Raw genomic sequence first — 16117 nt, 5'->3', positions numbered from 1 at the left:
TATTAAAGTTATTTTTTACGTTTTGCTTTAGTCTTTGCTTGCCCTCTATTTGAAGGTTTTGTTTTTGGTGGATTTCTTTTTGTTGGTCCTCCCAAATTTATTTTTCTATTTTTCTCTTTCTTCTCGTGAAAAGCGCCGCCGCCTTCATACATTTTCACGGGCGCGATATCTTTCATAATTACTTCATCCTTTTCAGAAGCAATTTTTAGAGGATTTATCGCGACATTTTCAGGAAAATCTTGAAGTGTAATTTCCTTATTCATCAAAACTTCAATTTCTAGAAGTGATTTTTCTTCATTTTCAGTTACGAAAGAAATTGAAATTCCATTTTTATCGGCGCGACCAGTTCGCCCGATTCTGTGAATATATTGCTCAGGAATTTCGGAAATTTCGAAGTTAATAACGTGTGTAATATTTGAAATGTCCAGTCCACGCGCCATAATGTCCGTCGTAATAATCCCGCGTAAATCTTCATTTTCAAAATTCCGCATGGCGCGCAAACGATAATTTTGAGATTTATTTGAATGGATGACATCAAATTCGCCAGGAAATAATTCATCAATTTTGGTAAAAAGATAATCGGCGTGTTTTTTATTGTTGCAGAATATCAGAACTTTAGATAAATCTTCGTTGCTTTCTAATAAATTTGCGAGCAAGTTAATTTTAGTATTAAAATTCTGAACTTTATAGGCAATTTGCTCTATTTTTTCTAAAGGTGTTCCGGATTTTGCTAAAGAAATCTCGATTGGTCCGGCGAAATATTCTTCCAACATCGCATCTACGTTTTCCGTCATCGTCGCAGAAAAAAGAATATTTTGTCTTTTTTCCTTCATCATTTCGAAAATATGCGTGAGTTGCGGACGGAAACCTAAATTCAGCATTTCATCAAATTCATCGATGACCAACTGCTTCACTTCTTTTAAAGAAATCGCATTATCGATGGCTAAATCCATTATTCTTCCAGGTGTTCCAACTAAAATGTCGCAACCATCTTTAAATAATAATTTCTGTGTATTAATATTTTTTCCGCCATAAACGCCAATAATTCTTGCTGTAAGATTTTGCGCTAAATTTTCTAAAATTCCAGCCACTTGAACGACTAATTCACGGGTTGGAACTAAAACCAATACCGTTGGATTTCCGGTTTTATTGTATTTCCATTGTTTTAAAATTGGAAGTACATACGCCAAAGTTTTTCCGGTTCCGGTTTGTGCAATTCCCATCACATCTCTGCCAGAAAGAATGTGGCTGAAACTTTTTTTCTGAATTGGCGTTGGTTCAAACAAGTTGTCATCTGCTAAAACATCCAACACTTTTACAGGCAAATCAAAATCTGCAAACGTCTTTATTTCCATTTTGCAAAGATATATAATTGGTTTTATTATTTTAGAGTGTAAAATTTCTATTTTTCAACCTCCTTCTTGCTGATAATAATTTCAAAATTTCTATCGAATTAGATTTTAATATTCATTGTTTTTCGTATCTACATTGGTATAAAATCAGTTTAAATTATTATAAAAATGAATCTAAGGTTTATTTAAAATTACGTTTATCTTTGCAGTCCAAACACACACATTTGATTTTGCCAAACGGTAAATTAAGACTTTTAATGATGAAACTAAAAAACAAAATAATATTACTTATTTCTTTATTTTTTATTTTGGGATTACGATCTCAATCTAAAAATCTGGAATTTGACTCACTAATTAAGAAAAAATCTGAGGAAATGTTGTCTAAAAACATTCCTCGGAAAGACATTATTAAGTGGAACTTAGAAATGCTTGAAAAGGCTAAAAAAGAAAATTATAAAAAAGGAGAAATTTGGGCAAATATTAATTTAGGGATACAGTATTATAATCTGTCTAAACCAGACGTAAGTCTTAAATATTTGAATAAAGCTAAAGTTTTGGCAGATAAAATATCGGCAGACAACGAAACATATGCTAAGATATTTCAAGAGTTTTCACAGGTTTATTTTACTTTGGGGCTATATGATGTTAGTCTGAAATATAATTCTAAAGGGATCTATTATTGTAAAAAAGTAGAAAATTTAACTACTTCTAAAATTTTTTTAGAATACGCCTATCGTGTTCGGGCATTAACTCTAGATAATAATAAAAATGATTCTGCTTTATTTTATCTACAAAAAGCTTTAACTAATTTACCAGGCCCAAGTATATATTCTGATCTTGGAAGTTTTTACATAGGTCGCAATTTAGATTCTGCTAAAATATATTTAGGTAAGGCCGAGGTTTCATTTAAAAAAATAAAAAATGTTAAACGCTATGATTTTTCAGTATTATATTATCGTTACGCTAATTTGTATGTAAAGGAGAATAAAAATAGAGAAGCAATAAAATACTTAGAAAAATCTTTAGAACTAGCCTCAAATGGTAAAAACAGACAACATCTTTTAAATGTCTACAAACTCCTAGCAGAAACATACAATAAGATTGGTGATTTTAAGAAAGAAAGAAAAATGCTCGATGCATATAAAAATTTTAATGATTCTTATAAAGATGCACAGGCAAGAAGTGTGAATTTTACCATACAAAACCTTGAAAATAATCTAAATAAAGAAGAACAAAAATATAAGTATAAAATTATTCTTTATTCTATTATTTCTGTTTTTATAATGGGTTTACTATTTTATTTTGTTTTTAATAAAAAGAAAGATGAAGTTTTAGATCAGAAAGATAAAATTATACAGGAGCAAGAATTTAATTCTAAAAGACTTGAAAAGAAACTGATAGACGGAGTAGACGACCTATATGAGTCGGCGAAATCTAGAGATTCTAATTTCTACAATAAATTTCAAAAATTATATCCTAATTTTAACAATGACTTATTGGCAATCAACTCTAATTTACAAAATAAAGAATTGTTGATTTTGGCATACATCTATTTAAATTTTGAGACAAAGGAAATTGCAGATATTTTATTTCTTTCTCCGAAAACAGTACAAAATAAAAAGCATAGTATCAGGAAAAAGTTAAAAATTCCTTCAAAAGAAGATTTTTATATTTGGCTGCGTACATACATCAACTAAATTTTCTTTTAAAAACCTTTAAAAACAGCTGTAGATAACTCTGTAAATCAAACTATTATAAATTAGGGTAGATTTAGAGTATTATCATTTTTACTTTTAAACTTTAATTTTACTTTTTTTGTAGCATCGAACACAAACGATGGATGAATTGCAAGGTGATAAGGAATAGTTTTTTCAAACGAAAAGAAAATCTACTGTTCTGTTCCCTCATCTTGTAAATTAGTATAAATGAGTACTGATTTCAAAACTCTTTTTGTTCATTTTAGGAGAAATGCAAAAATAATGAAGATTAAAAAGAACAAGATAGGTAGGAAAATAAGCAGCCGCTTTGCTAGGATGCTTGTTTGTTTTATGATATTTTGTTTTGATTTAATAATTGCTCAGCAGCAGGCAACGCCTAGCAATTCAACATTTTATGATAAGAACAACTCAACTTTATCTGTAAGTGAAAATTATATTGAACTTGGAACTTTTATAAAAAAAGACCCAATAGCTGAGAATAAAACGAATGATGAGCACAAAAAATCATTTGAACAAGCAACAATTTATTTTGCAGAAGGCTCTTTTATATATGTTGCTAAAAATTCTTTAGATGCTAAAATAGTAAAAATAAAGCCTTTAAATAATCATGTTAAAACTGCAAAGGTTTTTACTAAGCAAAAGAAAAAACATGAAAAAATTGCTACTAAAAATACGATACAAAAAGCCAAAAAATCCGATTTATTTCTTAATTCTACAAAAAGCGCTTCTAATTTTTACAACAGTAAGCAATCAGAAATTATTGCTATATCAATATCTAGTTCTAATTACAGTTCCAAAAAATCTATTTCTACCGTAAATGGATTAACGACTAAAAGGATTTTTAAATTTTCTTTATCTAATCTCTATAATCAAAGATTAAATGCTTTAAAATCTTGGATGTTTTTAAAGCACTATTTTATTAGACCTCCTCCTCTAATTCTCTAAGATTCCTATTCAATTTTTTTAATTTTTCAATATTTAAAAATATTGAACAGGGTTTTTATGTCTTAAAAATTAAAAAATCTCATTTACTGATAAAACACAAACACTTAAAAAAAAAAATGAAAAAAAATACATTACTACTATTAATCTTAATTTCTACAACTGCTTTTGGCCAAGTAGGAATCAATACTGAAACTCCAAAAGCAACTTTAGATGTTGTTGCTACTCCTTTAGACGCAACCAAAATTGATGGATTTATAGCGCCAAGAATTTCAGGAAATGATTTGGCAAACAAAGATGCGCTTTATACATCTGCGCAAACGGGTGCTATTGTATATGCAACTGCGCCCGTAACTTCACCAACTACAAAAACTACAAATGTGACTTCTGCGGGATATTATTATTTTGATGGAGCGGTTTGGGTAAAAATGATACCTGCAGCCGTAACCGGTGATAATGGGCTTACTAAAACCGGAAATAATATTCAATTAGGAGGTACATTACTTAAAAATACAGAAATTACAACCGCTGGATTTAATACTTCTTTTTCTGGTGCAGGAAACGTGGGTATAGGAACCAATAATCCTACTGAAAAGTTAGATGTTAGCACAGGAAACGTGCGGGTAAGAACCATAAATACAAATATAGGAACAGCAACAACTGACAATATTGTAGTTGCAGATTCTAATGGTGTTTTGAAAACTATACCGAAACAAAATGCAGTAATATTTGGGGGAGATTTTGCAGATATTTCACCTAATTTTGTAGAAATCACTTCTTCTGGTGTTGCTGTAAGAAATACTATAAAAGAAGTGACTTTTACTGTAGATTATCCTTCTTTGGTAACTTTTGATTATCAGTTATCATACACTATTCGAGATATGGCTAATCTTAACGATGGCAAAACAAGAAGAATTGATTCTGAGTTACAATTTACTGCCGTTCCTTCTGGTTCTACAATTCCTATCAATACTTTTTTTGCAGCCACAGGAATTCCATTAGCTTTTAGTTCAGTAGATAGTAGTGTGGCCGGTCAATATTACTTTAATGGTTCGCAAACACTTAAGCTAATTCCAGGAAATTACACTATAAAATTAACAGGTGGGGTTTATAGTTCTATAATAGCCCCTTTCACTGTACGATTTGGTGAAACACCTTTAGATTTCTTAACAATAACTGCGCAAACTGTTCAATAAAATGAAAACTTAATAATCTATAAACATCAAGAATCACAAGAGATGCTTCTTGATGTTTGATTATTATTACAAACAGACAAACACAAATGAAAAAAAAATTTTTAGATCATATTGATAAAGAATTCATAGAGGAAAGTATGAAAATGGAAGATATTGATATTCTTTATACATCTGCAAAATCAAGAGATCCTAATTTTTATAATAAATTTCAAAATTTCTATCCCAACTTTTTTAAAAATCTCACAAAACTTAATGCAGACTTACAAAAAAATGAATTACATATTTTGGCATTTATTTATCTGAATTTTGAAACAAAAGAGATTGCAGAAATTCTATTTCTTTCTCCAAAAACAATACAAAATAAGAAGTATAATATTAGAAAAAAGTTAAATATTAAGTCAAAAGAAGATATATACATTTGGCTAAAAACCTTTTATCAATAATTTTAATCATTAATAATTTACAGCCTGAATTTTGTAACGTATTGGTTGATAGTATATTAAATTAAAGGGTAGATTTAGAGTATCTATTTTTTTTGTTAAATTATTAATATTCTTTCCCTTTGCACCCACAAACACAAAATGGTTAAGGAAATAAAAAACAAAGTAATCAGAAAAGATTACATCTGTACTTTGCAGATGATTTTCTGCTTTTCAATATTGTTTTCTACCAATTTATTTTGTCAACATTTAGCGAAAGATTCTATTATTGATAAGAAGAATAATAACTCTTCTAACGTCACGAAATTAGGAATATTTGTTTTACCGGGAGTTACTGTTTATAACGGTATAAAGGAAAAAGAGGAAGAAGAAAAATCTTCTATAACAAATAATTTGGATGTTTCTTCGAAAAAATCTGACTCAAAAGGGATTATTTATGTTAAAGATATTTCTATAGTCTATGCGCCGCAAAATGAATTATTTGCTAAGGTTGTTATAATACATCCAGAAGCAAAAAGAAACTCATTAGCAAGAAAAACAATTATAGAGAAAAGCACAAAGGATGACCTGCAGGATTTAAAAAATAAAATAAAACGAGGAATACCAGATCGCAATCTTTTAGTTGTTTACAAATCCGATTCGGAATCATCTAGTTTTAATGGCTGTAATACTTTAAAAAATATTGGAGTTTTTAGCCAAACTTTCTCAAAGGTTAAGAAATTTACTCGAGTATCTACTGAATATAAGTATCAAAATATTATTGATACTACTCTAAAGACTAATGTTCAAGATAGCGTTTATTTTCATACAATTACAGTTTATGAAAATTATTTTACCAGACCTCCTCCTCCTCTAATTCTATAATTTTTCACATTTCATTTTAATTTTTTTCAATATTTAGAAATATTGAACATGATTTTTATGTCTTAAAAATAAAAAAAATCTCAGTTAATTATAAAACACAAACACTTAAAAAAAAATTAAACAAATGATTTTTAAAAAAAAATTACAGCAAAACTTATTTTTGCTCATTCTATTTCTGAGCTTTAACGTCAATGCTCAAGTTACATGCGAAACTGGTACAGCTGCAATACCAAGATCTGGCACCACCATTTTGAATGGCGTAACAATCACAAGTTCATATACAGGTGATGTTACCAATTTTACGAATAGTGTTACAACTTGTAGTGGGAATGTAACTACATCTAACAACTCTCTGTACGTAGGACGTGGCAACCCAGCAACCCCTTTAGTCGCAAGCCCATGGAGCATTACACTAAATTTTGATAGGCCAGTAAATGATCTGGTATTCGTAATTGTAGGAACAGGTGCAGGAAATCTTCCAAATAATGAAAACTTTATTTTTAATTCAGATGGAGGATCGGTTTCTATTTCTGCAGGAGCTAACTGTTTCTCAACGATTAGCGGAAATCTAATTTTATCAGGAGCAAACGCGCCAGGGTCACCAAGTAATGGCGGTGGCGGAATATTTAAAATAACAGCGCCAAGTAATTATACTCAGTTAGTTATCAGTGGCAACGGAGGTCTAGCTGGTTCGGTAATAGGTTTATGTTCATCTTCAGTAATAAATTCTTGTGCCCCTTCAGCAGCCAATCCAGATTCAGATGGAGACGGAATTGCAGACGCCTGCGATTTAGATGATGATAATGATGGGATTTTAGATACAGTAGAAGGTTTTTGCGAAAGTCAAAGTGTCTATACTATGAATATAGCAGCATCTGTTGCTAATGCAAATATTAGTTTTGGGATTAATGGTGGTACTTTTAATATAGTATATACATTAACTTCAGGATCTGCTGTACCAGGACTAGGCAACAGTTTTAATGTTCCCTTTACCTATTCTGACTTAAATAATAGTGCCACAGGGGTAAATCATGTATGGCAAGTTGCTTATGATTTTTTTGGATCAATTGCTATAGTGCCTGACTCAAACTCTTTATATGCAGGACTTCCACCAAATAACACCAATACAAGCGAAGATGTTTCCGGATCTTCAAATACATTTAGCGACGGTAGATTTAGATATCTTCTTCAAACTTCAAGAATCGATCAATTGGGTAGTTTTACTACCACTTTTGGTAACTTGCCAGTTTTGAGCACCTCTTTGTCTTCTTATAGTAGTCAGACTAATTTAAGATTGTGGTCAACTCATAATTTGGAATATAATGCAAGTTTACCAACTCAATGGTTTAGTGGGTATTACGCTAGACCCTTAGATCAGAACACTTTAAGTACTCAAGATCCTAATATAGCACCATTAACTACTAATTATGGAGCAACGCACAACTGGATTTACACAGCATTTGATGCTCCTGGAGGTACAAATGCAATGAGCCAAGGAACAAGAGGTCTTATTCAAATATTACGAAATACAATTACATATTGCAATCATAGAGATACAGACGGCGATGGAATCCCAGATTATTTAGACTTAGATTCAGATAACGATGGTTGTCCGGATGCTATAGAAGGTGGCGCAAGTTTCACCTCTTCCGATTTGGTAAACTCTTCAATGTCTGGCGGTAATGTTGGAGCTACAAGTGGAAGTTACAACCAGCCTATCACTCAAAATCTTGGAAATTCAGTAAATACATCATCGACTTCTGCAAGTTATGGCGTGCCTACTGTTGCCGGTTCAGGACAGACGATTGGAACTTCACAAACGGCAAATCCAGTATTAGTTGCAGGAACTGCAAGTGCAAACCAAACCATAACTTCCGGAAGTACACCAGCAGCATTGTCACTAACAGGAGCTACTGGAACGATTCAATGGCAAGTTTCTACAGACAATATAACTTTCAGTAATATTTCCGGAGCAACAAATTCTACATATACTCCGGGGACATTGATAGCGACGAGATATTACAAAGCACTTGTTACAAGTTTGGGTGGTTGCACAACCTTAAGTAATACTGTAACAATTAACGTGGTTCCGCCGTTCGATTGTACAGATAAAATTTATAGTTTAAGTTCGGTTACTGGAGAAATAAGAGCGTTTAATAATTCAAATACTTCAGGTGCATTGGGAACAGTAATCAATACAACGCCCCATCCAACTGCACTTTCAGGTGCTCCTAATGGCCCAAATGCTTTAGGTTATAGTCCTGCTACAGGCAAGTTTTATTATGTTTTAAATCAAAACAATGGAAGCGGAAATACTTTTGTAAGCTATGATCCTAATACTAATATTTATCAGACCTTAGCAAGTACATCTGGTTACATTTATAGAGGTACCGTAACTAACGATGGATTAGGGTACTATGCCCTCACTTCTTCAAACGAATTGAAATATTATAACATAAGTAACAATACTTGGACAAGTATCACAAATTATTTCGTAGATCAAAACGGAAACGATCTAATTACGATTCTAAATACTTACAGTGGTGGAGATCTTGCAATAGACGGCAATGGTGATTTATGGATTTTGGCAGGCACTAATTTTTCACCTACCACAATTCTTTTCCGAGCAAAAGGCCCATTACCGAAGACAGATCTTGGAGCAGTTCCTATGGTATTAGAACAAATTACACAGCAGAATATAGGAAATGGACCTAGTGGAATTGCATTTAATTCTGCAGGAGAATTATTAATCACCAACAGTTCTAATTTATATAAAATGAATAACGATTTTTCCATTTCTTTAATTGGAAACTTATCACCTACCAATGGTGCGGGAGATTTGGCAAGTTGCGCTTTTCCTGCAAACCCACTTTCGTACGTATGTTATAAAGACCCAGTAAATAATGGAACAGGAACCGAAACCAAAATGGGAATTACTTTATTAAAAAGAGCCGGTACTGATAATCAGGATAATTGGCCTTTGTCAAGAAAATCAGGACATATTGCCTTAGAATCTAATAAGCAAGGTTTTGTAATTACAAGAATTGCAAAAGCAAATTTAGGTAATATTAATACTCCGCAAGAAGGAATGATGGTTTATGACACAACAGATAAATGCTTAAAAATTTATTCTGATGGTACTTGGGCATGTTTCAGTAAGGCTACATGCCAATAAAACTATTTTATTATAAATCCAAAAAATAAAAATAAATGAAAAAAATATCTTCAACAATTTGTTTGTTCATAGTATCTTTTTACCTTTCTCAAGTAATCGTAGGTGACGACATAGGAACAGCAAACGACAAAACATCTGTTTTATTAGAATTTTCCAAGCAAAACAAAGGCATTATACTTCCCTACGACAGAATTTTACCTGCCGGTTCTGGTTTGGCAGAAGGCACTATTCTTTTAGACGCGACCAATCCACTAGATGCAAAAGTAAAATACTACAACGGTTCTTGGCAAGACTTGAGTAGCGGCAATGGTGCAAACGTTAGTTCGTATCTATCATCTCAACCCGCTTCTGCTATAGAACAAACCACAAAAGGTGCAATTATTGGGTCAGATACATCACCTGTAAATGGCGTTTTAATATTAGAATCTACAGATAAAGCTATGGTTTTGCCGATGGTACAAAATACCGATGATATCACAGATCCTGCACCAGGAATGATGGTTTATATCAATAAAACAGGAGCTAAAAGGCTAGCAGTTTTCAACGGAGCTAAATGGACGTTTTGGAAGCCATAAGACATAAAAATTTTATTTAATATAATTTAATTGGAGATAAAATATTGATTTATTTTATCTCTTTTTAATTAAAAAGATGAAGAAAATCTAAATATTCAAGATTTTTTCAATAATCTTAACAAAAGAATAAAACTAATTAGCATGGAAATTCCAAAACACCAAAAAACAATAAAAGGAATCTTCCCTCTAATGAACGCACCTTCGCTATTCCAAAGAATTGCTGTTGCGATAATATTTGCAGATAAAATAAATGCTAAAATAAGATTTGTAACACTTTGTTTTATTAAAATATTGGTGTTTTTTAATTCTTCATTTTTTGTTTTAAAAGTGAGATTTCCCTCATTTAAATTAGATAAAACACTTCGAAATTCTAAGGGAATATTCTGAAGATTATTTTGAAATTCTGTTAATTTTTGAAGACCTTTTTCAATTAAATAACTTGGATTCAAACGCTGAAGCATTATTTTTGAAATATAAGGTTGTGCACTTTTGATCACGTCCATTTCTGGATTTAAAAGTCTTCCAACGCCTTCTATCAAAGTAACGCCTTTAAAAAGTAAAATAAAATAATCGGGCATAATGATTTTATTTTCAAACAAAATCGCCTGAAATTTTTCTATTAATATTTCTAATTTTATGTCTTTTAAAGAATTGGAATCCACCAAATTTAAGATTTCTAAGATTTGATTTTTTAATTTTTTCTCATCTTTAATCTCAAATTTTAACGCTACTTTTTTCAAATTAACAATCAATTGATCAACATTTTTTAAGACTAAATTGATAATTAAATCTTCTAAAAATTCACGATCTGACGGAAATATCATTCCTGTCGCGCCAAAATCAATGTAAACAATTTTTCCCTCTTCCGTCACCAAAATATTTCCAGCGTGCGGATCTGCGTGAAAAAAGCCATGTTCCAAAATCTGGGCTAAAAAAAGTTCTAAACATTGGTCAGCCAATTTTGAAGCACTTAAATTATATTTTTCAATAGAATCAAAATCTGTTATTTTAAAACCATCTATAAATTCTAAACAAAGAACATCGTTGTTTGATAAATTGGCGAAAACTTTAGGAACAATTGTACGCGAATCATTTTTAAAATTTTTTGCAAAACGTTCTATATTTTCACGCTCGTTCACAAAAGACAATTCCTGAAGAAGCGATTTTTCAAATGTATTGATGCCTTGCTCGAGGTTTAAATTCTCAGCAAATTCAAAATAATTGTTTAAAACTGAAACCAAATCTTTCATCAAAAGCAGATCGCCTTTGATCATTTTATCGATTTTTGGCCGCTTAACTTTTAAAATTACTTTCTCACCAGAAATTAAAGTTGCGGTATAAACTTGCGCAATAGAAGCCGATGCCAAAGGAATATTCGAAATTTCTAAAAAATTTTCGCTGTAATTTTCACCAAGATTTTCGGCTAAAACAGTTTCTAAATCCAGATTTTCCAGAACGACATTGTCTTGCAATTTTTGAAGTTCAAAGATTAATTCTTTCGGCAACAAATCTTCTCTTCCGGCGAAAGCTTGACCAAATTTCACAAAAGTTGGTCCCATTTCTTCCAAAGCCATTCTAATTCGCACAGAAACCGATTTATTGAAAACTTCATCCGCTACAATTTGTTCCTTATTTTGAAGATTCATACGCGCCAAAACGTCTTTAAAACCGTACTTTGAAAGCACAGAAATTAATTTTGCACTTCGCTTTAACTTTAAATGTTGTTTTTGTAGCAATTTATTGGAATTAGGATTTTAAATTTAGAAATAATTAAACTATAAAAATACAGAATTTAAATTTTAACAAATAGATTTTATTAGATTTTTAATTTTATAAATAAGATAATAAACAAACCATAAATTGAAAATTTTATGAAAATTTTAATAATAGAAATTGAAATATTTAACTACTTTCGCCTGCAATATTAAACAATTAGCAAAACCTTTATGAAGTTAATTTTATCAACTATTTCAGTTTTATCGCTGACATTATTCTCTGCACAAACTAAAATTTCTGACTCTATAAAGGAAAATAAAATTAACGAAATTACTTTAATTGCAAAAAAAGCAACCGTAGAAAGTAAAGCCGACAGAACTGTTTTTAATGTGGCGAACAGTTCAATTTTAGCAGGAAATACGAGTTGGGAAATTCTGCAAATGACGCCTTTGGTAAGCATTGACAATAATGACGTGATCAAAGCAGAAGGCGAAAATGTGACGGTTTACATAAATGACAGAAAATCAATCTTCACCGGAAAAGAATTAAAGGAATATTTAAAGACTATTCCAGCGGAAAATCTAATGAAAATTGAAGTAATCACAAGTCCGTCGTCAAGATACGAGACGTCTGGCGAAGTGATAAATATTGTTTTAAAAAAATTGACCAATGAAGGTATAAAAGGAAGTGTAACTGCTAATAATTCTCAGAATGCAAAAAATTCTCAATACTCAAATCTAAATATAAATTATCACAAAGGAAGTTTCACACAAAATTTCACGGGAAGTTATAGCGATAATACAAGGATTTCTAAAAACGAAAATGAGAATTTTTTTTATGCTAATAATTCGCTGACTAAGATTTCTACAGAAGGTACTGAAATTGGAAAATCGCCTTCATTTTCTTCTGCTTCTGAATTTGAACTTAATGATAAAAATACTTTAGGCTTAATTTTAGAATTTTATCAAAATAATCGGAATTCTTTTTCTAATGCTTTGGGAAATAATTATATAAATAATATTTTTCAAAATTCTTATGTTCAAAATCAAAACCTAAATGGTTACAATCAAAATCTTGGGAATAACTTATATTATAAATATTACGACAAAGAAAAAAATAAAATATTAGACCTAAACTTGGGTTTTAATTACGATTCTACGGTTGATACAAATGATCGTATTTTGATGAAAAGCAATAGCCAAATCCCTACTGGCAATAGAATTTTAGCCAATAATGAAAACCGAGAATATTATCTTAAAGCCGATTATTCCCAGAATATAGGGAAATCTGAAGATCATTTAGAATTTGGAGGAAAAATCGATTTTAGAAACAATGCAATTCCCTATGATTTTTTAAATCTAACTAACAATGCTTACGTTTTTGATGAAACGAGAAGCAATGATTTTCACTATCAAGAAAACTTAAATTCACTTTACATTAATTTTTCTAAAACCTATTTTAAAAAATTGGAAACAAGAGTTGGTTTGCGTTATGAGTACATTAATTTTAAAATTAGACAAATTGTTGGGAATATTGAGCGAAAAGATTCTTATGGAACATTCCTTCCAAATTTATTGTTAAAATATTCATTTTCTGATGATTACAATTTAAGCGCAACTTATAATCATAATTTATGGCGCCCTTGGTATTCGGAATTTAATCCGTTTTTATTACCAACTGATGATGGAACATTTTACCGCGGCAATATTAATCTTCAACCCAATCCGAGCGATAGAATTGGGCTGAAATTAGGTTTATTTAAAAAATATTTTATTTCAGCCAATTATTCTTTTACCAATCAAGATTATTGGGATACTTATTTGGTAGAAAACGGAAACACTATTTCGCAGCCCGTTAATTTTAATGGAAAATCTTTAAGATATTCCTTAAATCTTAACACCAATCAAACATTTTTTAAAAATAAATTAAATGTAAATTTTAATCTTGGTTTAAATTATATTGACGACAGTGATTTTAACAAGAAAAATAATTTGGATCGCAAAAGTTATATCACGAATATCAATGCATCTTCAAATCTTTCTTATACCAATTTATTTAATGAAAACATTAATGTGAATGCATTTTTTACCCTTTTCACTCCAAATAATGGAAATTCATTTTCTAATAAACCAAGTATATTTCACAATATTTCTGCAACCAAAATATTTAAAGATTTAGGACTTGAAGCAACATTAAGATTAGTAAATCCGTTTTCAAAACTGAAATTTGATAATACCACTTTCGCACCGATTGGAACTTTTAGAAATAAAGTAGTAGTTGACTATCACGGTTTCTCTTTCACTTTAGTAAAGCGTTTTGGTAACCAAAAAGTAAAAGATGTTTCTAAAACAGATGTTGAAAAAGAAAGCGGCGGCGCGAAATAAATTAAAAAAAAGCAGAGATTAAACGGCGTCAATCTCTGCTTTAAAATTATATTTATTTTATTTAATTAATGATTATTCCCACTCAATCGTAGCCGGTGGTTTGCTTGAAATATCGTAAGCAACGCGGTTTATACCACGAACTTCATTGATGATTCTACTGGAAATTAAGTCTAAAAAATCATAAGGTAATCGGCTCCAAGTTGCGGTCATAAAATCGATTGTATTTGCAGAACGAACAACTGCCGTGTATTCATAAGTGCGCTCATCGCCCATCACACCTACAGATTTTACGGGAAGTAAAACGACAAATGCCTGCGACACTTTTTCGTATAAATCATTTTTGTATAATTCTTCAATAAAAATATCATCGGCTTCTTGCAGAATTTTTACTTTTTCAGCGTCAACAGCGCCCAAAATTCTAATACCCAAACCTGGACCAGGAAATGGATGGCGGTAAACCAAATGATGCGGAATGCCCAGTTCCTCTCCTACTTTTCTTACTTCATCTTTAAATAATTCCCTTAAAGGTTCTAGTAACTCAAAGCCCATTTCTTCGGGTAAACCACCAACGTTGTGATGAGATTTTATTACTGCAGAAGGTCCTTTTACCGACTGACTTTCAATGACATCCGGATAAATTGTACCTTGCGCTAAAAATTTTGCGCCTTCTATTTTATGTGATTCTTCGTCAAAAACGGCAACAAATTCATTTCCGATTGCTTTTCTTTTGGCTTCTGGCTCGGACACGTTTTCAAGTTTTTTCATAAAACGTTCTGAAGCATCTATTAATTTGATATTCAAATCAAAATGCTCACCGTAATTTTTCATTACTTTTTTGTCTTCATCCTTGCGCAATAAGCCTGTATCAACGAAAATACAAGTCAATTGCTTTCCAATTGCGCGGTGAATTAAAACGGCTGCCACGGAAGAATCTACGCCGCCAGATAAACCTAAAATTACTTTTTGAGAACCCACTTTTTCTTTAATTTCGGCAATTGTTTTCTCAATATAATTAGTAAGAAACCAGTTTTTTTCGGCTTTGCAAATATTGAAAACAAAATTTGAAAGCATTTTGCCACCTTCTTCGGTGTGTGTTACTTCAGGATGAAATTGTATGCCGTAAATATTTTTTTCTAAATTACTGATGGCCGCAATAACACCAGATTTTGCATTAATGTCAAAGTTTTCTGGAACGGATTCTACTTCGTCAAAGTGGCTCATCCAGACAACAGAATTGTTAGAAACGCCTGCAAATAAAGGGCAGTTTTTTGTAATTTCTAATTCTGCTTTTCCGTATTCGCCTTTTGTACCACGAGAGACTTTTCCGCCAAACAAATGCGTGATCAACTGCATTCCGTAGCAAATTCCTAAAATTGGAATACCAGATTCTAATAATTCTTTTGAAACTAAATTAGCAGTTTCAGAATTTACTGAACTTGGTCCGCCGGAAAGTATAATTCCTGCAGGTTTTTTTTCTAAAATTTCTGAAAGTGGCGTGTTGAAGGGAATTATTTCTGAATAGACTTCCATCTCACGGATTCTTCTTCCAATGAGTTGGTTGTATTGTGAGCCGAAATCGAGGATTAATATGCCGTTTTGCATTTTTTGTTATTTGGTAGTAGGTTTTATTGGAAGTGCTTTTTAATATTTTTTTTCTTGTTAAAATCTAAAATTTCAAAAGAAAAACAACTTGTAACTAGCCCCGATGGAAGCGGCATCCCCGCCGCGGCGGGATATAGCGGACAGCGGGAAATA

Annotated in this window: 11 protein-coding genes; 8 read left to right on the top strand and 3 right to left on the bottom strand. The window is 31.4% G+C overall.

Annotated features, from left to right (window positions below; all coding sequences use genetic code 11):
- Positions 1-8 precede the first annotated feature (8 nt).
- A complete protein-coding gene (locus tag C4S29_RS02200) occupies positions 9-1355 on the bottom strand; it encodes a DEAD/DEAH box helicase (protein WP_103912489.1) in 1347 nt (448 codons plus the stop codon).
- 200 nt (positions 1356-1555) lie between these two features.
- Between C4S29_RS02200 and C4S29_RS02195 the strand changes: the two genes are divergently transcribed.
- The 7 genes from C4S29_RS02195 to C4S29_RS02165 all read left to right on the top strand — a co-directional run bounded on the left by C4S29_RS02195 (position 1556) and on the right by C4S29_RS02165 (position 10262).
- Positions 1556-3049 carry a tetratricopeptide repeat protein gene (locus C4S29_RS02195; protein WP_146063243.1) on the top strand — a complete coding sequence of 498 codons (1494 nt, stop codon included), beginning with the start codon at positions 1556-1558 and terminating at the stop codon, positions 3047-3049.
- 228 nt (positions 3050-3277) lie between these two features.
- Positions 3278-4015, top strand: a complete 738-nt coding sequence (locus tag C4S29_RS02190) for a hypothetical protein (protein WP_146063242.1) — start codon at positions 3278-3280, stop codon at positions 4013-4015.
- A gap of 116 nt (positions 4016-4131) precedes the next feature.
- Positions 4132-5208, top strand: a complete 1077-nt coding sequence (locus C4S29_RS02185; protein ID WP_103912486.1) for a hypothetical protein — start codon at positions 4132-4134, stop codon at positions 5206-5208.
- A gap of 86 nt (positions 5209-5294) precedes the next feature.
- On the top strand, positions 5295-5651 hold the full coding sequence (locus C4S29_RS02180; RefSeq protein ID WP_103912485.1) for a helix-turn-helix transcriptional regulator: 357 nt from the start codon (positions 5295-5297) through the stop codon (positions 5649-5651).
- Positions 5652-5789: 138 nt separating this feature from the next.
- Entirely contained in the window at positions 5790-6512 is a 723-nt protein-coding gene (locus tag C4S29_RS02175; protein ID WP_103912484.1) for a hypothetical protein, read from the top strand.
- 160 nt (positions 6513-6672) lie between these two features.
- Positions 6673-9687, top strand: a complete 3015-nt coding sequence (locus C4S29_RS02170; protein ID WP_146063241.1) for a thrombospondin type 3 repeat-containing protein — start codon at positions 6673-6675, stop codon at positions 9685-9687.
- A 35-nt stretch (positions 9688-9722) separates the two neighbouring features.
- On the top strand, positions 9723-10262 hold the full coding sequence (locus tag C4S29_RS02165) for a hypothetical protein (protein WP_103912482.1): 540 nt from the start codon (positions 9723-9725) through the stop codon (positions 10260-10262).
- 95 nt (positions 10263-10357) lie between these two features.
- Here the strand turns inward: C4S29_RS02165 and C4S29_RS02160 are convergent, their stop codons facing one another.
- A complete protein-coding gene (locus C4S29_RS02160; RefSeq protein WP_233740464.1) occupies positions 10358-11947 on the bottom strand; it encodes an ABC1 kinase family protein in 1590 nt (529 codons plus the stop codon).
- Positions 11948-12208: 261 nt separating this feature from the next.
- Between C4S29_RS02160 and C4S29_RS02155 the strand changes: the two genes are divergently transcribed.
- The gene (locus C4S29_RS02155) at positions 12209-14362 is read left to right on the top strand and encodes an outer membrane beta-barrel family protein (protein ID WP_103912480.1); all 2154 of its coding nucleotides are present in this window, start codon (positions 12209-12211) and stop codon (positions 14360-14362) included.
- Positions 14363-14434: 72 nt separating this feature from the next.
- Here C4S29_RS02155 and guaA read toward each other — a convergent pair whose 3' ends face one another.
- Complete coding sequence (gene guaA, locus C4S29_RS02150) at positions 14435-15964, bottom strand: glutamine-hydrolyzing GMP synthase (protein ID WP_103912479.1); 1530 nt, start codon at positions 15962-15964, stop codon at positions 14435-14437.
- Positions 15965-16117: the final 153 nt, after the last annotated feature.

The organism is Halpernia humi (genome assembly GCF_900108025.1).
In the GTDB taxonomy this organism is placed as follows: domain Bacteria; phylum Bacteroidota; class Bacteroidia; order Flavobacteriales; family Weeksellaceae; genus Halpernia; species Halpernia humi.
The sequence above is the reverse complement of the archived record's forward strand: the minus strand, read 5'-3'. Positions and strand labels throughout refer to the sequence as shown.

What these genes read in the sequence shown, in the direction of transcription:
- C4S29_RS02200 (WP_103912489.1), bottom strand. Translation starts at nt 1,355, where the DNA reads ATGGAAATAAAGACGTTTGCAGATTTTGATTTGCCTGTAAAAGTGTTG.
- C4S29_RS02190 (WP_146063242.1), top strand. Translation starts at nt 3,278, where the DNA reads ATGAGTACTGATTTCAAAACTCTTTTTGTTCATTTTAGGAGAAATGCA.
- C4S29_RS02185 (WP_103912486.1), top strand. Translation starts at nt 4,132, where the DNA reads ATGAAAAAAAATACATTACTACTATTAATCTTAATTTCTACAACTGCT.
- C4S29_RS02180 (WP_103912485.1), top strand. Translation starts at nt 5,295, where the DNA reads ATGAAAAAAAAATTTTTAGATCATATTGATAAAGAATTCATAGAGGAA.
- C4S29_RS02175 (WP_103912484.1), top strand. Translation starts at nt 5,790, where the DNA reads ATGGTTAAGGAAATAAAAAACAAAGTAATCAGAAAAGATTACATCTGT.
- C4S29_RS02165 (WP_103912482.1), top strand. Translation starts at nt 9,723, where the DNA reads ATGAAAAAAATATCTTCAACAATTTGTTTGTTCATAGTATCTTTTTAC.
- C4S29_RS02155 (WP_103912480.1), top strand. Translation starts at nt 12,209, where the DNA reads ATGAAGTTAATTTTATCAACTATTTCAGTTTTATCGCTGACATTATTC.
- guaA (WP_103912479.1), bottom strand. Translation starts at nt 15,964, where the DNA reads ATGCAAAACGGCATATTAATCCTCGATTTCGGCTCACAATACAACCAA.